A 21,208-nucleotide genomic window follows, 5' to 3' on the forward strand; every position below is an offset into this window, starting at 1 on the left:
CTTCACCTTCATGGTCTGCTTGCCGGTCGGGGATCAAGTCGCGTTCCACTGGGCGGCGGCGAAGGTGAGGAACTGCTGGTTGAGCATCGGGTCGCTTTTGAACCGGCCCCCCATGTGCGCCGTGGTGGTGCGGGCGGCCTCCATCCGCACGCCGCGCATGCTCATGCACAGGTGCACACCGCGTACGGCGACGGCGACGTCCTCGCGTCCGATGACGTCGGTGAGGTGCTCGGCGACCTGGCGGGTGAAGCGTTCCTGGACCTGGAGTTGGCCAGCAAAGTGCTGGGCGATGCGCCCGAACTTCGACAGGCCCATCACCTCGCCGTCTGGCACGTATCCGGCGGTGACCTGCAGGTTCATGGGCAACATGTGGTGTTCACAGAGGGACCACACGCTCATGCCGCCCACGATGACCAGCTGACCGTTCAGCTGGGACTCGGTGAAGCAGGTGGCCGTCGAGGCGTCGTCCGGAGACAGGAAGGCGCTCCACCAGGCCGCTACGCGGTCCGGGGTACCGACCAGCCCTTCGCGGGCGGGGTCCTCGCCCAGCTCGACTATGAGCTGGGTGATCAGGTCGGCGACCCGGCTGGTGTTGATGGCCGTGGCGCGTCGGCCGGGCGCGGGGACGGCGGCGCTCAAGGCCGCCTCGGAGCGGGCGACAGAGGTCGTCATGGGCTTCTCTCGCTTCCGGGGACTGGGGATCGAATGGGGGTGCTTATCAGCGGCCTCGCGCGTCCGCGAAGGCCAGCACGTGCAGCCGGGTGGTGAAGTGCCAGTGCCGGGCAGCCACTGCGTCCGCGAGGATCCGAGTTGTTGCTGTGATCGCCTCCGTGGTGGTGCCCTCCGGCATCACCCACACCGGCGCCAACCGGTGCGCGTCGGCCAGTTCGGCGACCCGGTCGAGGTCTGCTACCGAGGACGCGACGAACTTGAATGCGGCCCGCCCGGATGCCACGAACGCCTCCAGCGCGGCGGGCACGATGCTCTTGGCCTCCACCTCGCCGAAACTGGCGAGCTTCGGCGAGACGTTGAACCGGACTCCTTGGACCACAAGTTCGGGAGACGGTGCGATGGTGCCGTTCGTCTCGAACTCCACCCGCTTCCCGGCGGCCAGCAGCTCCCGGACGAGAGGCACCAGGCGCGACTGTTGGATCAGCGGTTCACCGCCGGTGATCACGACCAGCTGGACCGGCGAGGACACGGCCCAGGCCACCAGGTCCACCACGGACTGCTTCGTCGACTCCTCGCGGGGGTCGAAGTGGGACCAGTCCCAGGTGTACTTCGTGTCGCACTTCGCGCAGGTCAGGTTGCACCGGGACAGGCGGATGAACAGGGCAGGGTGCCCGCAGCTCGGGCCCTCGCCCTGGAAGGTCGGCACCTCGACGCCGAAGCGCTCCGCGACGATCAGATGGTGCTCGGTGTTCCTCGGCACCGCCCCGATGGTGATCTGCTCCGGCGTGGTCACTGCCCCTCCACATCGAAGCGGGCCCAGCTGCTCCCGGTCTCGCGGACGAGGACGGCAACCAGGCGGCCGTGGATCGTCGGCTGGAGGTTTTGGATGAACCAGCCAGCCAGGAACTGGGCCAAGCGCTCCGAGGTTGGCTCGAAGGGGAGGATCTCGTGCAGGTTGCGGTGGTCCAGTTCGGTGTCCAGGAACTTCTTGAACGGGGCAAGCGCGCCGAAGTCAGTGACGAAGCCGGGCTCCTCCAAGGAGGGGGCGGAGAGGATCACCTCGACCTCGTAGCTGTGGCCGTGCTGGCGGGCGCACTTGTGCTCAGGCGGCAGTCCGGGAAGCCGGTGGCCGGCCTCGAAGTCGAACCTCTTGCCGATGGTGAAGGCGCCGGACGGCAGCGGAACGGAGGTGAAGTCCATGATCGTCCTTGTGAGTTGGGGACAGGGCGGATCAGTCGGTCCGGCGTCCCATGTGGACTGGGGCGGACCGTCTTCGGTCATGCGGCGCCCGCGAGCACGACAGTCGGGGAGTCGCCGTCACGGCGCATGGGCGGGAAAAGGTGTTGCATCCTCTCCAAAACGACGGCCACTGGTGGGAGCCCTACGCCGGCCCTTCGCTGGTCTAGGGTGCTCGGCTCGCGCAGGGCGCACAGTTCGAGCCCATTGGCACCGAGGAGATATTGGGTACCGAATTCCTGGTCGTGCCCGTTGTTGATCAGCGCGCGGTCGTGGAGATGCGCCCAGTGCTGGATCCGTGCGTCGTCGCTCTGGACGGCGCGGAACAGCAGGACGGCAGCTGCCCGCTGGAAGTCGGGTTCGTCGTCGGAGTGGAGGGCGATCCTCCAGGCAGCGCGTGCGCCGTCGGGGCCGACGAGACGACGGCCGGGCCAGTCGTGGTCGGCCAGGATGCGGCGCAACACCTTGGCGTTGGCATGGTCGCCGTGCCGGCCCCGGCCGAGTTGGACGGCGTCGAGCTGGTTGCGGACGCGTTGTGCCTGGCGCTTTGCTGACTGCTCCGCGAGGGTGATCAGCTCGCGAGCGAGGTCCGGCCGCAGCGGGTCGGCGGTTTTCACGCGATGCTCCGCTCGTCCACGGCGGATCGAGGCTCGTGGACCCTGCAGCCGACGAGGGCGCCGAGTCCAGGCCGGTGCTCCGCAGCGAGTTCGAGACGGGCGACTCGTTCGCCGGTCTGTCCGTCTCCGGCGCCGTTTACGTCCCAGCCCATGTAGGTGAGACGGTCCAGGAAGCGGGCGATGGGGTCGGCTTCGAGCGGGTGGCGCGCGAGAGCTTCGGCTCGTACGTGCGGCAGATCGAGGCGGGCAGCGAAGTCGGAGGCCCAGAGGGTGATCAGACGAGTCGTATCGTCGGAGCGGACGGGCAGCGTGTGGACATGGCCGAGGAAGAGGCACGGGCCCCCGCCCCAGCCGAGGTCGGGCTCACGCTGCAGGATCATGCAGGCCAGCAGACGGCCGTCCTCGATCAGTCCGGCCGGCTCCGCCTGCGGGTCGCGGAAGAGAGCCGGGACATCGACGCGGGCGGGTACGGGCAGACCGCGGAGGGTGAGCCAGCGCTGACGGTCCTGGACGAGTGCGGCGGCTTCGGCGCGTTCCGCGTCCGTGCGCAGCGAGCGCATCTCGTACACGGGCGGTAACGCTGCCGGTCGCTGGTGCATCGGAGCGGTGGACGGCTCGACGGCCGTGGGAACGGGGGATGCGTTCACTGGGTCACTCCGCTCTGCACCATGCTGGTCTGCTTGGCGGTCAGCAGGTTCCAGCCGTGGGCCTGGACGACCAGGCGAGTGGTGTCCGGCGACCCGGTGTCGGCGAGGAGTTGGTCGAGTGCGGCGTGCAGGTCGGCCGGGGCGAGCTTGGCGGCGCGGGCGATGTCGAGGGGCCGAGTGTGCTCGGTGACGGCTTTCAGCAGGCTGATCTGCTCGGCGCTCAGTTCGGGTGCGGGCACGTCTGTTGTGGGCGTGCTGACCTCTCCGGCGTCAAGGAGACGGTGCGCGACGACGGCAAGGGAGCAGCGTTCGGGGCAGTGCAATTTCCCGCGCACGTTGCGCAGGGTGGAGTGGACGGTGTTGGCCGTCAGCCGCGTGGCGGCTGCGATCTCGCGGGCGCTCAGGCCCTCCACGACGTGCCGGGCGAGGCGCCGTTCGGACGGTGTGAGGGGTGACGTTGGGGCGGGGGCGGTCATGGTGGTCTTCCTCGGTATCGGTCAGCGGTTCGACGTCGGGCGCAGGCGCACGGGGACGGCGGTGTGTCCGTTGCTGATCAGGCTCGGCAGCCTCTTCAGCGCGGCCCTGTCCGTGGCGAGTTGGGCGTCGGGGAAGCGTTCGAAGAGCAGGCGCAGGGCGGTGGCGACTTCGAGTCGGGCGAGTGGGGCGCCGAGGCAGAAGTGGACGCCGTGCCCGAAGGCGAGGTGTTCCTTGCTGGGGCGGGTGGCGTCGAAGCGGTCGGCGTCCTCGTGCCAGTCGGGGTGCCGGTTGGCGGCGGCGTAGGAGGCGAGGATCGCTTCGCCGGCCTTGATCGTCTGCCCGTCCGGGAGGGCGATGTCGGTGCGGGCATAGCGCAGGGGAAGGTGCTTGACCGCGGGCTGGTGGCGCAGGGTTTCCTCGACCACGCCCTCCCAGGTGCAGTGGCCGTCCCGGACGTGGGCCAGCTGCTCTGGCTCGGACAGCAGGGTGGTGATGGCCTGGTCGATGACGTTGGCGGTGGTCTCGTACCCGGCGCTGATCATCAGCAGGAGCGTGTCGCGCAGCTCGGCGTCGCTGAGGGCGGAGCCGTCGCCCTCGTCATCGCGGGCGGCGATCAGAAGCGAGGTCATGTCCTCGCCGGGCTCGGTGCGTTTGATCTCGATCAGGGCGTCCAGCAGGCCGTACAGGGCGGCGGTGTTCGCGGCTTGTTCCTCGGCGGAGAGGTGGGTGGCGAACACGTTGTCGACCACGGTGCGGAATTTGGTGCGCCGGTTGGCGGGGACGCCCATGAGTTTGCCGATGACTGCGATCGGGAGCGGGTAGGCGAGGTGCTCGCGCAGGTCGGCCACCTCGTCGGCCGGGAGGGCATCGAGGTCATCGAGGATGCTGTTCACGAGGGTCTCGATGTCCGCCTGGAGGGCGGCGGTGCGGCGGGCCGAGAGGGCGGGGGCAACCATACGGCGCAGGCGGCTGTGGTTGTCGCCGTAGGCGGTGAACATGTTCTCCACCGCCACCCACAGGGCCAGCGGCCAGGTGGGGACCGTCTCGGCGAAGGCCGGCCAGTGGGCGCGACCGTCCTTGGAGACGTCCTTGCTGGTCAAAAGCTGCTTAAGGAGGGCCGGGTCGGAGACGGACCAGGCGCGCACGCCGAGGATGTCCACCAGAGTGGCGGGGCCGCGGTCGCGCAGGGCCTGGTGTTCGGCGTCGGGGTCGGATCCAGTGGGGTTGAGGACGAGTATCTGCCGTTTGGACACCTTGGGGTCTCTTTCAGCTTGAGGGGAAGGTGACGGGGAGGGCGACCAGCGAGCGGTGGAAGGGGCCGGGGCGCCAGACGAGGTCGTCGCGGTGGCCGTCGAGGTCCATCTCGGGCAGGGCGTCGAGGATGTGGAGGATGGCGGCTTCGGCGATGAGGTAGGCGTGCGAGCTGGCCGGGCAGCTGTGCGGGCCGGCGCCCCAGGCGAGGTGGGCTCGGTTGCCCAGCGGCCGGTGGTCTCCCAGGGCGGGGTCGTTGTTGCAGGCGGCATAGCTGATGACCACCGGCTGGTCGGCGGGCAGCAGGTACCCGCCAATGTCGGCCGGGCGGGGCGGGTAGGTCATCGCGAAGTTCGCGAGCGGCGGGTCGCGATAGAGGACGCTGTCCAGGGCCTCGCGGACGGAGGCGTCGCCGGCGTGTAGGTCACCGGAGAACTCGCTGTTGGTGAGCATCTCCAGGAGGGTGTTCGTGATCAGGTTGGTCAGGGGTTCGATGCCCGCCCCGTACAGGGTGATGAGCTGCTGGCCCATCTCGGTGTCGTCCAGCCGGGCGACGTGGACGAGGAGCCTGCTGGTCACGTCGTCGCCGGGCTCTCGGCGGCGCAGGGCGACGAGGTCCGCCACGGCCTGGGCCATGATCTGGTTGCCGATGGAGGCGTTGACCCCGTCGAAGATCTTCGCCATTCCGTCCGCGATCCGGTGGCCGACCTCGTCGGGGCAGCCGAGCAGGTGGCTGAGCGTCTGGAACGCGAGGGGCCAGGCGTACTGGGACAGCAGGTCCGTCTTGCCGCCGGCCTTGAAGGCGTTGATGGTCTGATCGGCGACCAGTTCGACGTGGTCGCGCAGCGCGTGCTGGTCGACAGCGGCGAGGGCGGCGGTGTTCGCGGCTCGGTAGCGGGTGTGCTCGGCGCCGGCCGAGCGCAAGGCGTTGGGACGCCACTCCATCATCGGCCGGACGGGGCAGGTGTCGGGGACGGAGGTCTGCCACTGGCGCGGGTCGGCGGGGAAGCGTTGCGGGTCGCCGAGGATGCGGCGGGCCTCCTCATAGCCGACGACCAGCGTGGCGGGCACGCCCGGGGCCAGGTCCACGGGGACCAGAGGGCCGAACTGCTCCCGCATGCGCTGGTAGGCGGCGTGCGGATTCTGGGCGAAGTCCGGTTCGTACAGGGGGATGCGGCGGGTCGCGGTGCTCACGGTCGGGGCTCCAGACGGTGCGCGAGACGGGCGAGGTATTCGGTGAGCTGGATCAGGGCCTGCATGCAGGACGCTCGCTCGCGGGCATCGCACACGGTCAGCGGCGTGTGTCCCTCCAGGGCGAGGGCCTCGTGGACTTCTTCGAGCGGGTGGCGGGGCGCGCCGTCGAACTGGTTGACCGCGACGGCGTAGGGGACGCCGTTCTCTTCGAGGAGGCCGAGGATTTCGTGGGAGGCGTCCAGGTCGCGGGGGTCGACGAGGACCAGGGCGCCGAGGGCGCCGATGATCAACTCCTGCCAGAGGAAGCTGAATCGGGCCTGGCCGGGGGTGCCGAACAGGTAGAGCACGAGGTCGTCGCTGAGGTGCTTGCGTCCGAAGTCCACGCCGACGGTGGTGGTGGACTTGGCAGGCGTGCGGGCCAGATCATCGACGAGGGCACTCGCCCCGGTGATGGTCTCCTCCATGTGGACCGGAGGCACCTCGGACACGCTGCCGACGAAGGTGGTCTTGCCCACGCCGAAGGCTCCGGCGACCACGATCTTCGCGGTAGCCGTCACCGTGCGCGCGACGAACCGGTCACGCGTGAGCGCGGAGTCCATGGAGAACCCTTTCGATGAGTAAGACCGGGGGCCTGTCGTCGTCCTGGCCCTGGGCGAGGGTCATCAGTCCGTGCCCGATGAGGTCGGCGACGAGAATCCGGGTGGTCGAGGGCGGGAGGGCGAGTGCGGACGCGATCTCGGCGACGGCCAGCCCCCCGCCTTGCGCGGGTGCGAACAGGGCAAGCACGCGCCGTGCGTCCGGGGGGAGGCCGGGACGGGTGCCGGTCGCGGCGAAGACCAGGCTCTCCAAGCGCACGTCCTTGCTGGGGCGGGTACGTCCGCCCGTGCGGACGTAGGGCCTGACCAGATCCGGGTCCTGCCGCGGCCTGCTCATGCCAGCGGTGCTTCCGTGCCGTCGGCGATGCGTGTCTGGACGCCCAGCTGTTCGCCCACGCTCGCGGCCAGGCGCAGGGCGGCCTCGCTGATCACACCGATGTCCGCGTGAGGGCTGTCGGTGCGGACGGCGAGCATGGTGTTGTCGCCAGCCGGGATGAGAAGGGAGATGTGGTCGACCGACTCCATGACGAACTGGCGGACGCCCCCGCCTTTCGTCTCCCGGTCGTAGGCCCGCGATGCTCCCCACAGAGTGGAGGCGATGGCCGAGATCTTCTCGGCGCGCTCGCGCGGCAACTGGTCGGTGTAGGCCGGGCTCATGCCGTCCGCGGCGACCAGCACCGCGTATTCCACGCCGGCGGTCTCCTCCAGGCTTGCGAGGAGCCAGCCGATGTTCTTGTCGGTCATGCGTCGTGTCCTTGGTCGTTGTCGGCAGCGGGGACGTGGGCGCCTTGCTCGGCGCGGGCGCGCTGGGTGCCACGGGCCCAGGCGGCGATCACGCTCGCCCGACCCGGCTCGGCGTTGGCGGGGCGGGGAACGGGAGCGGGGGCGGGTGCGGCGCGGCGGCTGCGCACCGTCAGTCCGCTGGCGGTCGTGCGGGCAGCGGAACGCTCCCGGTCGGACTCCCCGGCCGTCGGTGGGACGGGGGTGAGCGCGGGCTGTGTGGTTACCGGAACCGGGGCGAGCGCAGGGAGCGGGCTGGAAGGGGCGGACGCGAGACGAGCTGGAGGAACCTCCTGTGCCGCCTGCGAGATTGCCGGCGACGCCTGGGGCGCCGTGGTGAGGAGCTCCTGGGGCAGGGTGAGGAGCGCGCGGGTGCCCAGCAGGGAGTTGGGTGCCTGGACATCGATGCGGAATCCGTAGGCGCGCGCGAGGGCGGCGGCGACTCGGAACCCGGTCTGCGGCCGGGCACCGAGCTGCGTGATGTCGTCCGTGCGCTGCCCGGTGAGGATGTCCCGGGCGCTGTCGAGCTGCTCCGGCGTCATCTGCAGGCCGCTGTCGTCCACGAAGACGGTGACTCCGTGGTGGCCCTGTTCGAAGGACACGTGCACTCTCGACTGTGGTGGCGAGAAGCGCAACGCGTTGTCCAGCAGGAGTGCGAGGGCGTGCACCACAGGCCCGACCACGCGGGTCTTCACCGCGACGGTGAGTTCCTGGGGCTGTACACGCTGGTAGTCCTCGACGTAGCCCATCGCGGCTCGCACCACATCGGTCAGCGTCGTCGTGGGCCAATGCCGGGTCAGCTTGCCGCCGGCCAGAATGGTCCAGCCCTGGGCGACCAGCAGCATCTGCTGCACGGTGTGGTCGATACCGGTCAGCGTCTCGAACGCGGCGTCGTCCTCGTGCTCGCGTACGCCCTCGCTGACCTTGCGGCTTGTCTTAGCGGCCATGCCCACGAGCGCCGACGACACACCGCGCACTGCGGCCTCCGTCGACCGCACGGCAGTGGCACGGACACGCGCGATCTCTTCCTGCGCGGCGGTGTGCGAACGCCGCAACTCCTCCGCCCCGAGCGTCTTCGCCTGCTCGATCTCCTGGTGCGCCGCGTACTGGATGTCGCGGACCACCGCCTGGACGACTCCGGCGGTGCCCTTGACCACGTTGGTCAGTTGCTCACCGATCACGGTGCCGGCCAGTTCGGGTGCGGGGGCCGGCACCGTGATCCGACCGCCCGACCGGTGGATCTCGGGCAGCGTCTCGTCGACCAGCTTCTGCAGGGCCCCCTCGGTGGCCTGTTGGTCGCGGGCCAGGAGGTGTGCCTGCCGCCGCGTCTTCTGCCAGCGGTGATGGGTAACCCAGGCCGCTGCCGCAGCGACTATGGCCGCAGCGGCGAGCACGATGAACATGATGGTGGCGGTCGCGTTCATCAGACACCCACCGCCAAGAGCACGCCAGCCTCGGCTGCGGGCGCCCCCGCGTCGAGCTGCTGCAGTAGGAGCGCGGACCCGATCACCCCGATGTGGCTGTACGCCTGCGGGAAGTTGCCCAGTTGTCGCCCAGTGGCGGGGTCGTACTCCTCGGCGAGCAGGCCGAGGTCGGTGCGCAGGGCCAGGAGCCGGTCGAAGAGCGCGTGGGCTTCGTCCAGGCGGCCGGTCAGGGCGAGCGCGTCGACCATCCAGAACGAGCAGAGCAGGAAGGTCCCCTCGTCACCGTTCAGGCCGTCGAGCCCGATGCGGTCGCCGGCGGTGGGGTATCGCCGTACGAGGCCGTCCGGGGTGGACAGTTGCTGGCGTACTACCTCCACCGTCCCCAGCACACGGGGGTCGTCGGGCGGCAGGAATCCCACCCGGGGGATCAGCAGCAGGGCGGCATCGACCTCCTGTGATCCGTAGGACTGGGTGAAGGTGTTGCGGACCGGGTCGAATCCGCGCGTGCACACCTCCTGGTGGATGGCCTCGCGCAGTTCAATCAGGGCGAACAAATCGGCGTCCAGGGCGCCGGCTTCGACCAGGCGGATGGTCCGGTCGATCGCGGCCCAGGCCATGACCTTGGAGTGCACGAAGTGGCGGCGCTCACCTCGGATCTCCCAGATTCCCTCGTCGGGCGTCTGCCACCGCTCGGCGAGGTGCTCGACCAGCCGCTGGTGCAGGACCGCGGTGTCGCCACAACGGGCCACCCCGCTTTGGTGGGCGAGGTACAGGGTCTCGATCACATAGCCGTACACGTCGAGCTGCAACTGGTCCACAGCCCCGTTGCCGATCCGTACCGGGACGGAGTTCTCGTAGCCGGGCAGCCACCGCAGCTCCCGCTCCGGCAGATCCCGCTCCCCGGTGATCCCGTACATGATCTGCAGGTTCTCCGGATCTCCGGCCACGGCCCGCAGCAGCCACCGCCGCCACGCCTCGGCCTCCTTCCAGTACCCCGAACCGAGCAGGGCGCCCAGGGTGGTGGAGGCGTCGCGCAGCCAGGTGTAGCGGTAGTCCCAGTTCCGGTCGCCACCGATCTCTTCCGGAAGCGACGTGGTCGGCGCTGCGACGATTCCGCCGCTGGGGGCGTACGTCATCGCCTTCAGGGTGATCAGCGACCGGACGACTGCTTCCCGGTGCGGGCCGGCGTAGGTGCACTGGCTCGTCCAGTCCTCCCAGAATGCGAGGGTCGCGGCGAGCGCCGCGTCGGGATCCGGGATCTCCGGCGCGACACCGTGGGAGGGCCCCCAGCTCAGCACGAAGGCGACGCTCTCGCCGGCGGTGACCGTGAAGGAGCTGACGATCGCGCCGTCCTTCTCAACCTGCCCGGTGGACGTGTCCAGCCACAGGGCATCCCCTCCGCCCTCAGCGATCATGCGTCCGCCCAGCTCATGGATCCACGGGCTGACCCGGCCGTAGCCGGGGCGGGCGCGCAGCGTGGAAGCCATGGCGATCTGGCCAGCCGTTCCCTCCACGATCCGGATGACCTGCGGTGCCCCGTCGCGCGGCGGCATAAAGTCGGTGACCTTCGCACTGCCGGAGGGCGTCGTCCAGACCGTCTCCAGCACAAGGGACTCACCGACATAGCGCCGCGCGGCAGTCGCGCCCGCTCCCCCCTCGTACGCAGCGGCCGGGGCCATGCGCCACGCGCCGTGCTTCTGCGTGCCGAGCAGCGCAGCGAAGGGGGCCGGCGAATCGAAGCGGGGCAGGCACAGCCAGTCGATCGAGCCGTCGTCGCAGACGTGGGCACTGGTCTGCATATCGCCGATCAGGCCGTAATGCTCGATACGCGGAAGGCGTTTCATCTTGAAGATCTCCGTTAGACCCCGCGAATCCGGGGAGGGCTTCAGGGCCGTCGAAACGGCCGGCGAACTGTCGGTGAGGCGAAACTCCGGTGGTCACCGGTGAGGCGGCGACTCGCTCCGCGCCGCGGCGGGTTCCTCGTCCGCCGACGGCGGACTGATTGCGCGATCACCGCGGAGAACCAGCCATGTCGTGGGACCAAGGATCAGGACGATCAGAACCGCCCCGGTGACAGTCATGTCCGGGGCACCGACGCAGCCAGGACAAGACAGGCGAAGGCGACCGCGAAAACTGTGCCGCGCAGCAGGTTGATCGACGGCGTCCACCAACGCCGTGCCCGCTGCCGCATCGCACGGTCGGTGCCGTGGGCCTCCGCGGTCGCCACGAGTTCCTGGGCTGCCTCGGCCAGTTTGACCAGATGCACCCTGCTGGGCATGTAGCCGTCGGGCACCGCCGCCGAACCGAGCTGCTGTGCGCGGCGCAGCACCGGCTCCTCCTTCGGCACCATGACACCGAGTCGATCGATGTGACCACGCAGACGCATCGCAAGCTCTTCAACGTCAGCAGCGGTCTCCGGCAGCGGCGAGTCCTCGTCCAGCACGAGCGCCACTGTCTCCGCCGCGGCCACCGCTTGATCGCGCTGCGCAGCCGCCTCAACAGCGACCCGGCCCTTCCTGTTGGACGCGACGCGTTGACAGGCGTCCTGGCGGGGAGCCAGCGAGAGACGCATGACACAACTCCTGTTCAGATCAGGCCAAGTTGACCGGGGTCGTCGTGCAAAGTGAGTGATCCGGTCGCTACGTTGAGCGAACCGTGAATCCCCGCTGGGGGGTATGCCTGCGCGGCCCCCGAGGCCGTCAAAGGCGTCAAAGATCATTTCGGAACCGAGGGGCAGCCCATGGCCCGAATGCGAAACGTCGCCCTCGCCGCACTTCTGCGCGAAGCGGGCTGGTCCCAGCCGCAAGCAGCCGCAGCGGTCGCCCGGGTAGCCGCAGAGAGCGGGGTGCGTGAGCTGGAAGCCATCTCCCGCTCGCACATCGCCATGTGGGTGCAGGGCACGCAGCCGAGCGGTCAGGCGCCTCATATCCTTCGCGAGACGCTGTCCCGCAGGCTCGGCCGCCGCCTCACCCTGGCCGACCTCGGGCTGGAAGGTGAAGCGACAGGCAAGACCGACAGCGGTTCCGACTGGAGCGTCGACACTCTGACCGTGCTGGCCGAGTTGGGAAGCGACGACCTCGATATGCACCGACGCAAGTTGCTGGCGACCGCCGCGTACTCGGCCGCCGGCCTCGCCTTGCCCACCGCCTCGTGGTGGGCAGCCGCTCCTGCCGCGGCGGCGAAGCGCCCAGCAGTCTCCTCCCGGCTGGTGACACAGGCCGACATCGATGATGTCCGCGATCTGACGACCTTCTACTCCGCGCGTGACCAACAGCGCGGTGGAGCCTCGGGACGCTCGGCCCTCGCTGGCCACCTTCGCGACGAAGCGGTGCCCCTCCTCGGCAGCAGGTTCCGCACGGAACAGCTTCGCCGCGACACCTACTCGGCCGTGGCGGAGATGACCTACCTGTCGGGATGGATGGCCTTCGACGCCTCCGAGCACCGCACCGCCCAGCGCTACCTCACTCTCGCCGCCCGCATAGCGGCCGAAGCGGGCGACGAGCCGCTCGGCGGCCACATCCTGCGCGCCCTCGCGCACCAAGCCGTGGACCTTGGACACCCCCGCCGCGCCCTCGCCCTGGCCGACGCCTCCATGACCCGCGACCGCTACGGCCAAGCTAGCCACCGCGAGAAAGCCCTGCTCGCGATCGTTCACGCACGAGCCCTCGCGGCCGATGGCGACCGCGCCGGCACCCTCGCCGCCATCAGCCGCGCAGAGCGAGACCTCTCCCGCGCCGACAACAACGACGCTCCGAGCCGCGTGAGTTTCTTCCAGGAAGCCTCCCTGGCCCACGAGACAGCCTGCGCCTTGCGCGACATGGGCCAGCCACTGGACGCAGAGATCCACTTCCAGCGCAGCGTGGCCACCCGCCGCCGCCAGCAGTACGCCCGCACCCACAGCGTGACCCTCGGCTACCTCGGCGCCGTCCAGGTTCAGCAGGGACGCCTCGACGAGGCGTGCGCCACCTGGAACCAAGCCCTCGACGCCATGGCTGGCGTCCAGTCCGGCCGCGCCCGCGACGTCATCGTCCGCATGCAGAGCGACCTCTCGCCCGTCCGGAACCGCGGCGGTCGCCATGTCGCCGAACTGGACCGCCGGACACGGGACATGCTGCGCACCATAGGCTGACCACAGAGCAGGATCGCGGCGCTGGCCGGAGGCCGCCGCGCACGCTACGCCGAGGGAGAGGAACGAACGCCGATGCCGACGTACGAGATCGAGTCGATCGCAACAGTCGTCGGGGGCCACACCCGCGTTCAGGACGACTACCAGGGCGGAGTCGAATCGATCATCCGGCTCGACGACGCGTACCCCCTCGAAACGCTGCAGGGAATCGAAGAGTTCTCCCACCTGACAGTGACGTGGCGCTTCCACCTGGCGCGACCCGAAGACATCGAGCTCCACGCACGCAGCCCACGGGGAAACCAGAACTGGCCGGCGACCGGTACGTTCGTCCACCGCAACCACCGGCGCCCCAACCAACTGGCGATCAGCTACCCGCGGTTGCTCAATGTCGAAGGCCGGGATCTGCTGGTCACCGATCTCGACGCCGTAGACGGAACGCCCGTGATCGACCTGGCACCATACTTCGAGCAGATGGGGCCTCGGGGCCCGATCCGTCAGCCCGCGTGGCCTGGCGAGATGCTCGAACCGAATTACTGGGCGAAGGCAAGCGAGCGACCCTCGGAGCGCCCTGCGTAACGGGAGTGACTGAGCTGTGCTGCTCGTCGTTTGGCTGGTCGGGGACCAGCTGGAGGTCTGAGCCCTCGCGTAGAGGAACTCACACCACGTCTCCTCGGCGCTGCTCTCGCGCGTATCTGAGATCGCATGGACAAGCCGGATCCCGCGACCGGATTCACCGTCGGGTCCGGCTTCCTTGGAGGCAGCGGGAGCAGGGAGCGCGCGCGATCCGTCCGCACGCAGCCGGTGAGGGGCAGCCAGACGCCGTCGTGGGGAGAGCGAGACGACACCAGATCTGCGCGCTGGCGGCACTGCAACCATCACGCCCTCCCCTCAGGGATCTGGAACATGCACCAGGTCGTCCTGCCGTCTTTGCTGACTCCCCACTTCCAGGCGAGGGCGGCGACGAGGAAAAGGCCGCGGCCGTTCTCGTCGGCCACGTCGGCGGAACGCAGCCGTGCCGGACTCGGGGTGCCGTCGGTCACTTCGATGCGCAGTTCATAGGGGGAGCGCCGCACCCTGAGCCCGACCGGTTGTCCTTTGCCGTGCTTGATGGCGTTGGTGACCAACTCGGAGACGGCGAGCGTGGCGTCGTCGCTCAGCGTGGTCAGGTCCCAGTGGCACAGCTGGGTTCTGGTGATCCGCCTCATCTGCCTGATGAGGTGCTCAGCTGGGAGGAAGTCGACCTCGAAGCCGCCTTCGTCCGCCTGGTCCCGGACTGCGGCCGCAGCGGCTGCGGCGAGAGACGTGGGGGACGTCGTCGCTACCGTGGCGAGCGTTCGGACTCGGTCCGTCATCATCCCGCCTCCGAGAGCATGGGCGTACGGACGGAGGTGGGGGCGGGCGTGAACCCTCGCAGCATAGGAAACAGGGGCTGCCCAAGGGCGCGCCAGAAGAGCCGATCGCCAGTGAAGGCACGTCGCGCGTGAAGCCAGCGTTCGTTGTCCAGCAGGTACCCCTGACCGGGAGCCAGGGCGAGGCGCATCTGATGACGTCCGGCTGCGGCTCGCAGCCGCGGGAGGTAGGGCTGAATGATCGGGTTCCAGCGCGCCAGCCCGTCGAACCGCAGGCGCACGGACACCCTCAGATCGTCGTGGACGGTGAACACCTGCGTGGCATGACCGTCTCCGGCCCCGAAGAACGCGGTGCGCGGTTGTGCCAGTGCGACCCCGGCTTCTCGCTCGCCGGTGAAGAGGTCGGCGTGCACGGCCTGCCCGTCGGTGAGCAGGCACTCCCCACCCGCCGCGGCGGCTTGTCCGCACACGAGGAGCATCAGACGGGGCGGATTGGGGGTGCCGGAGCGTTCGGTGTGCGGATCAAGCGGGCCGTTGCCGAACCCGGCGAATCCCGCCCGGTGCGTGTGGCGGCGGGTGTCGCGGATAGTGGTGAGGCCGTCCGAGTCGCTGTCGCGGTGCGGCACCAGATTCATGATCCGGGTCGCGAAGGAGAGCACGGCAGTGCGCGAAGCGAGACCGTCGACAGTGACCAAGCCCGTGTCCCGCAGCCGCCCTGCGATCTTCTCCTCGGCTCCCGGCACAGCCAGATCGACGTGGTTGCGCACGAAGACGTCGGCGTACGGCTGATGAACTCGGCGCATCACGGATCTCCTTGGCTGCGATGGATTGGTCCCACTGTTCGGCGCCGCTGGACCGGCGGTAAAGCGACAGATTGTCGACTCGGGCAATTCGCCCACGCCCGGCTCGCGCCACGGACCGCGTGCTACGTTCCGACCACCCCCGGCCGTACGTGCAATCCGAGGAGAGCGATGGCGTACACGCCCCCCACCTGGCCCGTCTCCGTTAAAGGCGTAGCCGTGGACAGCCACCGACGCGTACTGCTGCTGAAGAACGAACGCGAGGAGTGGGAGCTGCCCGGAGGCCGACTCGAACCCTCGGATGGCACACCAGAGTTGGCATTGGAGAGGGAGATCGAGGAGGAGACCGGCTGGGCGGTCAAGGCCGGTCCTCTGCTGGACGTGTGGATCTACCAGCCCCTGCCTGTGACCATGCCGGAGCGGCGAGTCGTGATCGTCACCTACGGCTGCAGCGTCCTGACCCCGGACAAGACCCCCCTGGTGAGTCACGAGCACAAGCAGCTCGGCATGTTCACCGCCGACGAAGTGCCCGGCCTGACCATGCCGGACGGATACAAGCAGTCCATCGCCGCCTGGTACGCACGGATGTGACCGACCATGGACAGCGCGATGGCGGCACGGCGCTCGCAGCACACCCTGTGGCACTGGGCAACTCCACAGGCCGAGGCAGTCCTCGCCACCCGTGATCTCGGGGCAATCCTGCGCTTCCACCGCGCCGTGCACGGCATGAACCAGTCCGAACTCGGTCGGCTGCTCGGCTACGACAAGACGTACATCTCGCTCCTCGAACTGGGCAAACGGAGCCTCGAAGACATCGGCTCTCGCCGGCACATCGCCGAGACCCTGCGTTTGCCCCTGCACGTCGTCGGCGTCACCGATCCGGCGGACACCGACCACCGCGCCATGCTCCAGTTCGGCGAGTCCACAGTCCGCCTCGCCGAGATCGCCCGACAGTCCGGGCACGCCTCCGAAGCGGTCGCTGAGCTGTGGCCCCTGGTCGCCCGGCTCGAAGCACGAATGGAGGACGGGCACGCAGAACGCGACGTATTGCACCTCCTGGCCCGAGCCCGTGTCGGCCTTGGCGTCGCCCTGGGCAACGTCCTGCCGGAGGAACGACTGAGCACCGCCGCCCGCTGGACGGCAAAGAGCATCGACATCGCGCGCTACTTCGGCGAACCGGCCTTCACCTCCTACGTGCTGCGCATGCACGGCAACGAGCTGCGCAAGGCTCGCCTCCACGGAGCCGCTGTCGACCGTCTGCAGCACGCGGCTGCCATCGCACCGCACCACGAGGCGAAAGCAGCCGTACTTCCGCTGCTCGCTCGTGCGGCCGGCGCCCTCCGGAACCAGTCTCTGTTCGACGAGGCAATGCAGGAGACGAACCGGCTCCTCGAGGAGACCGAACACACGTCGTTGTTCAACCCCTACGCCCTGCACGAGATCCGACTTCGAGGGCTGATGGCCACCGGCAGGACCGACATCGCCGTACAACTGGTCGAGCAGGGCAGTCCTGTACCGACGACCACGGTCGCCCCACAATGGCGCGTGATCGAGCTCATCACCGTGGCCCAGGTACGGCTGGCCGCTGACGACTGCGGCGGCGCCGCGCAGTCCCTGCACACCGCCGTCGAGGAAGCGGTCCGCCAGCGCCTTCCTCACCAATTGCAGCGCATCGTGCGCGCGGCGCACCGCCGGCTGCCGGAGATCAGGGAAGTCGCGGACCATGCCCTGGACCGGATTCGGCAAGAGTTGGCCGCCTGACTTGATCTCGTCCCGGAGCAGCACCGGCTGGCCTCGGTTGCCCGACTTGAGGAACGTGGTCATGGGCCCATCGCACCGCGCTGCGAGGCCGTCTACCAGGGGAATCCAGAGGGGGAAAAATCTGTCAAGGGGGGAAAGCCAGGGGGGAATTGGGGCCATGATTGGATTCCGCCCACGACAGAGGTCACACTCATGCCAGATCCGTTCGCCGAACTGTTGCTCCGGCTCCGGACGGACGCAGGCCGGACGCAAGAGCAGCAGGCAGACGCGATCAACGCTGTCTCCGGCCGGGACACCATGACTCGCCGGGAAATCAGCCGCTATGAGAAGTTCGAGAACGTCCCTACGAACCACACACTCGCCCACATCGCAGCGGCCTCCGGCGTCCCCTTCGAAGAACTACTACGGGAGGCCAAGGCCGCCCGCGCCCGACGGAGGAGGGGGAACGTCCGTGAAGAGGAGGACCAGGACGACGTGAAGCGCCGCAAGCTGCTGGGCAGCGCCGCCATCGGCGTCAGCGCGGCTGCCGAGCCCTGGGGGCGGCTCGCCTTCGCGCTCAGCAAGGGCTCCCGCATCGACACGCCCGCTGCGATCGCGCTCATCAACCGAGCTGCTGACCTGCACGTCCAGGAACTCAATCTCAGTGCCCGCCGCCTGCAAAGCACCGTTGAGTCCCACCTTGACGCGATCACCGCAGCCCTGCCTCACGCCGGCGAGCACGAACGGCCGCTCACCATCGCAGCCGGGGAAACCGCCGCCCTTGCCGGATGGGTGGCCTGGGACCTGGGCGAGTACGACAAGGCTGGCGCCTACTACAACGTCACGACTGAGTGCGCGGCGAAGGCCGGGCATCCTCCCCTCAGGGCCTTGGCCCTCACCTACGCCAGCTACGGGGCTCCAACACCGAAGAGGAAGCTGGAACTCCTGTCCCAGGCTTCCCAGGATGTGCGGGGCCACGGCAACGCCACGGCCGCAGCCTGGGTCCTCGGAAGGCACGCGGAGGAATCAGCCGCGGCCGGCGACGAGACAGGAGCGCTGCGTGCGCTTGACCGAGCATGCTTCGCGTACGACTTCGCGGACCACACCAGCGAACAGGCATGGGTCCGCTTCGTGACGCCGTACCGGATGGATTCGTTGGCCCTTTCCGTGTACGGGCAATTGGGTCGATCCGAACTCACCGCCACGGCCGACACCGCGGTCGACCGCCTCGGGGACGAACTACCGGATGGCGGCGTCGTCGTCCTCGGTGATCTCGCTGCGGCCCTGCTGTGCGGAGGCGACGTCGAACAAGGCGTCTACGTGTCGCGCCAGTTCACGGCCGCCTCCCAAGCCAAGCCCAACACGATGGGCAAGGAACGCGCCGCGAAAATAGCCGCTTGGCTCCCCGACAGTGAGCGGGAACTCGCCCATCACTTGCGGCAGTTCGCGTCCTGAATCGATCCCCTCGTACACGGGCGAGCTAAGGACACGAGCGCCGTCACGCGACACGTCGCTCGTCAGTCCCGCGTTGTCTCCTCAACAACCCACGACAGGTACGCCTCCGACCCGCCGGTCACGGGCAGCGTGATCCACTGGGGGACGTCATACGGGTGCCTCTCGGACAGCCACGCCTCCAGCTGCGGGAGACGGTCTGTCGTCGTCATGTACGAGATACGCCACTCTCGCGCCGTCTCGACCTCGTTCTTCCACCAGTAGACGGCGGTGATCGGCCCGTCGATGTGAACGCCCGCTGCCAACTTGCTCTCAACCGCACCCCGTGCCAGCTCCCTTGCCTGGTCCTCGGTGTCGATGGTTGTCTGCGCGATCACAATCTCGTTGGTCATGCAACTACCTCTCCAGCTCGTGTACCACGACCCTACCCAGCCGCCTCTCGTACTCGCCCGCCTCTCCGGCGCGCCGTGCGCGGGGGCCAGCAGGTCAGGCGACGGCCTGAGCTGGCACGATCGCTGCATGACTGAGGGTGGGGAATCCGTACCCGAAGCAGCGCCTGTGACGCTCACAAGGCCCCAGGTCGGTTCGACCGCGTCGACTGTTCCCGGCACTGCCACGTCGCGCAGCAGGGACAGGGGCAGTACGCATAGGACGGAGCCGATGCCGTGGGAGAGCCCGAAGTTCCCGTGTCCGGCGGGGTAGCCGGTGTGGGGTCAGCCAGTGGGCGCGACGCTCATCCGCCACGGCGGCAGTCCGGCCGGATCGAGCAGGGGCCGGTCAGGTGCACCACGCAGGCCAGGACGACCCGGGTCACCTCGTGTTCGGGCTGGCGGCTCAGGTGGTACGCCCCCAGCCCCGACAGGCCCTGGACCAGGTCGAATCCTTCCACGGGAGGCCGCTTGGCGCGGTCGACGCGCTGATGGGCCTCGGCCGGACGGTTCCGGGTAATGGTGAGGGTCGCCGCGCCCAGACGCAGCCCGGATGCGCAGATACCGGCTCGATGCGCTGGCCGTGCGTTGCTTGATGAACGCGAGGGCGGGCGCACCGAAGGACCTTCCTTCACGCTGGGCTCGATGTCGGCCTGCTCCAGCATCACGGCCTGCCGAGTGCGCGGAGGCCGCCAACGTCGCACGCACGCCAGAGGGGCCAGTACTGCTCGACTTCGAGCGAGCTTCCGTCGGCCGCCCGAGTGGGATCTCGTTCCGTGACAGCCGGCGCGTTGGCGTCCTCGCGCCGACTGCGCTCCTCTACTGCCGTGTCACCGGCCCGAGGCGGTCACTGTGAATCCCCTTCACCGCCACCGGCGCCCCCACGGGCGAGTAGGTGAGACAGACCTCGCCCGCGCCGCCGAGCCCAGCCGACGTGCCACGGTCTAACCTCGGGCTTTCACGAAGGCGGCCGTCCGAAGGATGATCAAATAAGCGAGGAGTGCCTCTGAGCTGGGACGATAGGGCTTGTCGAAGGTCCTGTTCGTCACCAAGAAAGAAGCACTCCCCGGGTGAAGAAGCGTAGCGGGTCGTACCCGCCTGTCCGAGTTGAGGGCAACGGCCGTGCGGTGGTCTCGCAGGCCGGGGCGGTCCTGCTGGTGGAGACGATCCGCAAGAGCGGCGTGGATGCTGCGTTGTCGGCGGCGCTCGCGCCGTGGTGCAAGCCGCGGGCGGTGCACGACCCGGGCAAGATCCTGCTGGACCTTGCGCTCGCGACCGCTCTGGGCGGGGACTGCCTGGCCGATGTCGTGATGCTGAGGGCCGAACCGGCCCTCTTCGGGCCGGTGGCTTCCGATCCGACCGTCTCCCGCCTCATCGATACGCTTGCCGCAGCGGGCTCTCGGGCACTGGCCGCCATCCGCACCGCACGGGCCGAAGTCCGCGACCGCATATGGCAGTTGGCCGGGCCTGGTGCTCCGAACGCCGGCGGGCAGGTGATCGTCGACATCGACGGCGTGCTGGTGCTGGCCCACTCCGACAAGGAGGACGCCACACGGACCTGGAAGAAGACCTACGGGCATCATCCGCTCATGGCTTTCGTCGACCACGGACGCGGCGGCACCGGAGAGCCCGTCGCGGGACTGCTGCGGCCGGGCAGAGCGGGCAGCAACACCGCCACCGACCACGTCCAGACCACCCGCCTGGCGCTGGCCCAGCTGCCGGGGAAGTTCCGGCGCGGTCGGCGCACCCTGATCCGCACCGACTCCGCCGGCGGTACCCACACATTCCTCGACTGGCTCACCGCGCGCGGGCGGTGGCTGTCGTACTCGGTCGGCATGACCATCACCGATCAGATCCACCAGGCGGTGCTGCGGGTTCCCGCCTCGGCGTGGACGCCGGCCGTCGAGCCCGGCGGTGAGATCCGTGACGGTGCCTGGGTCGCCGAGCTCGCCGGAGATGTGCTGGACGGCTGGCCACAGGGCATGCGGCTGATCATCCGCAAAGAACGCCCGCACCCCGGCGCCCAGTTGCGTTTCACCGATGCCGACGGCATGCGCCTGACGGCGTTCGCCACCAACACCAAGGACAGCGCGATCGCCGCGCTCGAGCTGCGCCACCGCCAGCGGGCCCGAGCCGAGGACCGCATCCGCGCCGCCCGCGCCACCGGCCTTACCAACCTGCCCCTGCACGACGCCGCGCAGAACCAGGTCTGGCTGGAGATCGTCCAGATCGCCCTCGACCTGCTGGCCTGGATGCCGATGCTGGCCCTGACCGGCCCCGCCCGACTGTGGGAGCCCAAGCGCCTGAGGCTGCGGCTGTTCTGCGCCGCCGCCCAGCTCGTCACCACCGGACGGCGCCGCATCCTCCGCCTCGCCAAGCACTGGCCCTGGACCGACCTGATCACCGAAGCTCTGCAACG

At 69.2% G+C, this 21,208-nt stretch carries 24 protein-coding genes; 6 read left to right on the forward strand and 18 right to left on the reverse strand.

Features of this window, described 5'->3' with window-relative positions; genetic code table 11:
* Positions 1-33: 33 nt before the first annotated feature.
* From folE to VXC91_RS14950, 14 genes are all read right to left on the reverse strand, one after another.
* Entirely contained in the window at positions 34-672 is a 639-nt protein-coding gene (folE, locus tag VXC91_RS14885) for a GTP cyclohydrolase I (protein ID WP_329507723.1), read from the reverse strand.
* A gap of 46 nt (positions 673-718) precedes the next feature.
* Entirely contained in the window at positions 719-1,465 is a 747-nt protein-coding gene (locus VXC91_RS14890) for a 7-carboxy-7-deazaguanine synthase QueE (protein WP_329507724.1), read from the reverse strand.
* Entirely contained in the window at positions 1,462-1,872 is a 411-nt protein-coding gene (locus VXC91_RS14895; RefSeq protein ID WP_329507725.1) for a 6-pyruvoyl trahydropterin synthase family protein, read from the reverse strand. The genes VXC91_RS14890 and VXC91_RS14895 overlap by 4 nt, the downstream gene beginning before the upstream one ends.
* A 77-nt stretch (positions 1,873-1,949) precedes the next feature.
* A complete protein-coding gene (locus tag VXC91_RS14900) occupies positions 1,950-2,525 on the reverse strand; it encodes a DUF6624 domain-containing protein (RefSeq protein ID WP_329507726.1) in 576 nt (191 codons plus the stop codon).
* Positions 2,522-3,172, reverse strand: a complete 651-nt coding sequence (locus VXC91_RS14905) for a hypothetical protein (RefSeq protein WP_408057389.1) — start codon at positions 3,170-3,172, stop codon at positions 2,522-2,524. Before VXC91_RS14905 ends, VXC91_RS14900 begins: the two co-directional genes overlap by 4 nt.
* Entirely contained in the window at positions 3,169-3,648 is a 480-nt protein-coding gene (locus VXC91_RS14910) for a helix-turn-helix domain-containing protein (RefSeq protein WP_329507727.1), read from the reverse strand. The genes VXC91_RS14905 and VXC91_RS14910 overlap by 4 nt, the downstream gene beginning before the upstream one ends.
* 21 nt (positions 3,649-3,669) lie before the next feature.
* Positions 3,670-4,902, reverse strand: coding sequence for a cytochrome P450 family protein (locus VXC91_RS14915; RefSeq protein WP_329507728.1), 1,233 nt, complete (start codon positions 4,900-4,902; stop codon positions 3,670-3,672).
* 13 nt (positions 4,903-4,915) lie between these two features.
* On the reverse strand, positions 4,916-6,094 hold the full coding sequence (locus tag VXC91_RS14920; protein ID WP_329507729.1) for a cytochrome P450 family protein: 1,179 nt from the start codon (positions 6,092-6,094) through the stop codon (positions 4,916-4,918).
* Positions 6,091-6,693, reverse strand: a complete 603-nt coding sequence (locus tag VXC91_RS14925) for a GTP-binding protein (RefSeq protein WP_329507730.1) — start codon at positions 6,691-6,693, stop codon at positions 6,091-6,093. Before VXC91_RS14925 ends, VXC91_RS14920 begins: the two co-directional genes overlap by 4 nt.
* Positions 6,671-7,027 carry a DUF742 domain-containing protein gene (locus VXC91_RS14930; protein WP_329507731.1) on the reverse strand — a complete coding sequence of 119 codons (357 nt, stop codon included), beginning with the start codon at positions 7,025-7,027 and terminating at the stop codon, positions 6,671-6,673. Before VXC91_RS14930 ends, VXC91_RS14925 begins: the two co-directional genes overlap by 23 nt.
* Positions 7,024-7,434: a roadblock/LC7 domain-containing protein gene (locus tag VXC91_RS14935; RefSeq protein ID WP_329507732.1), complete on the reverse strand. Its 411-nt coding sequence runs from the start codon at positions 7,432-7,434 to the stop codon at positions 7,024-7,026. The genes VXC91_RS14930 and VXC91_RS14935 overlap by 4 nt, the downstream gene beginning before the upstream one ends.
* Positions 7,431-8,894: an ATP-binding protein gene (locus VXC91_RS14940; RefSeq protein ID WP_329507733.1), complete on the reverse strand. Its 1,464-nt coding sequence runs from the start codon at positions 8,892-8,894 to the stop codon at positions 7,431-7,433. The genes VXC91_RS14935 and VXC91_RS14940 overlap by 4 nt, the downstream gene beginning before the upstream one ends.
* On the reverse strand, positions 8,894-10,738 hold the full coding sequence (locus VXC91_RS14945) for a glycoside hydrolase family 15 protein (protein ID WP_329507734.1): 1,845 nt from the start codon (positions 10,736-10,738) through the stop codon (positions 8,894-8,896). Before VXC91_RS14945 ends, VXC91_RS14940 begins: the two co-directional genes overlap by 1 nt.
* A 233-nt stretch (positions 10,739-10,971) precedes the next feature.
* Positions 10,972-11,466: a DUF6415 family natural product biosynthesis protein gene (locus VXC91_RS14950; protein ID WP_329507735.1), complete on the reverse strand. Its 495-nt coding sequence runs from the start codon at positions 11,464-11,466 to the stop codon at positions 10,972-10,974.
* A gap of 168 nt (positions 11,467-11,634) precedes the next feature.
* On the opposite strand from VXC91_RS14950, the gene VXC91_RS14955 reads away from it, so the two are divergent.
* Entirely contained in the window at positions 11,635-13,023 is a 1,389-nt protein-coding gene (locus VXC91_RS14955; RefSeq protein ID WP_329507736.1) for a tetratricopeptide repeat protein, read from the forward strand.
* A 72-nt stretch (positions 13,024-13,095) separates the two neighbouring features.
* Entirely contained in the window at positions 13,096-13,596 is a 501-nt protein-coding gene (locus VXC91_RS14960) for an SAM-dependent methyltransferase (RefSeq protein ID WP_329507737.1), read from the forward strand.
* Between the two features lie 299 nt (positions 13,597-13,895).
* Here the strand turns inward: VXC91_RS14960 and VXC91_RS14965 are convergent, their stop codons facing one another.
* Positions 13,896-14,375, reverse strand: coding sequence for an ATP-binding protein (locus tag VXC91_RS14965; RefSeq protein ID WP_329507738.1), 480 nt, complete (start codon positions 14,373-14,375; stop codon positions 13,896-13,898).
* The gene (locus tag VXC91_RS14970) at positions 14,372-15,172 is read right to left on the reverse strand and encodes a TauD/TfdA family dioxygenase (protein ID WP_329507739.1); all 801 of its coding nucleotides are present in this window, start codon (positions 15,170-15,172) and stop codon (positions 14,372-14,374) included. Before VXC91_RS14970 ends, VXC91_RS14965 begins: the two co-directional genes overlap by 4 nt.
* 168 nt (positions 15,173-15,340) lie before the next feature.
* On the opposite strand from VXC91_RS14970, the gene VXC91_RS14975 reads away from it, so the two are divergent.
* The 3 genes from VXC91_RS14975 (at position 15,341) to VXC91_RS14985 (ending at position 18,364) form a co-directional block, all read left to right on the forward strand.
* The gene (locus VXC91_RS14975; protein ID WP_329507740.1) at positions 15,341-15,760 is read left to right on the forward strand and encodes an NUDIX hydrolase; all 420 of its coding nucleotides are present in this window, start codon (positions 15,341-15,343) and stop codon (positions 15,758-15,760) included.
* Positions 15,761-15,766: 6 nt separating this feature from the next.
* Positions 15,767-16,930, forward strand: a complete 1,164-nt coding sequence (locus VXC91_RS14980) for a helix-turn-helix domain-containing protein (RefSeq protein ID WP_329507741.1) — start codon at positions 15,767-15,769, stop codon at positions 16,928-16,930.
* Positions 16,931-17,122: 192 nt separating this feature from the next.
* Positions 17,123-18,364, forward strand: a complete 1,242-nt coding sequence (locus VXC91_RS14985; RefSeq protein ID WP_329507742.1) for a helix-turn-helix transcriptional regulator — start codon at positions 17,123-17,125, stop codon at positions 18,362-18,364.
* A 62-nt stretch (positions 18,365-18,426) separates the two neighbouring features.
* Here the strand turns inward: VXC91_RS14985 and cutA are convergent, their stop codons facing one another.
* Positions 18,427-18,753 (reverse strand): divalent-cation tolerance protein CutA, encoded by a 327-nt coding sequence (cutA, locus tag VXC91_RS14990; RefSeq protein WP_329507743.1) that lies wholly within the window; start codon positions 18,751-18,753, stop codon positions 18,427-18,429.
* Between the two features lie 341 nt (positions 18,754-19,094).
* A complete protein-coding gene (locus VXC91_RS14995) occupies positions 19,095-19,250 on the reverse strand; it encodes a hypothetical protein (protein WP_329507744.1) in 156 nt (51 codons plus the stop codon).
* Between the two features lie 609 nt (positions 19,251-19,859).
* Here VXC91_RS14995 and VXC91_RS15000 point away from each other — a divergent pair.
* On the forward strand, positions 19,860-21,208 hold a 1,349-nt coding region (locus tag VXC91_RS15000), incomplete at its 3' end, for an IS1380 family transposase (protein ID WP_329507745.1).

The sequence above is a fragment of the Streptomyces chiangmaiensis genome, assembly GCF_036281785.1.
Classification (GTDB): Bacteria; Actinomycetota; Actinomycetes; order Streptomycetales; family Streptomycetaceae; genus Streptomyces; species Streptomyces chiangmaiensis.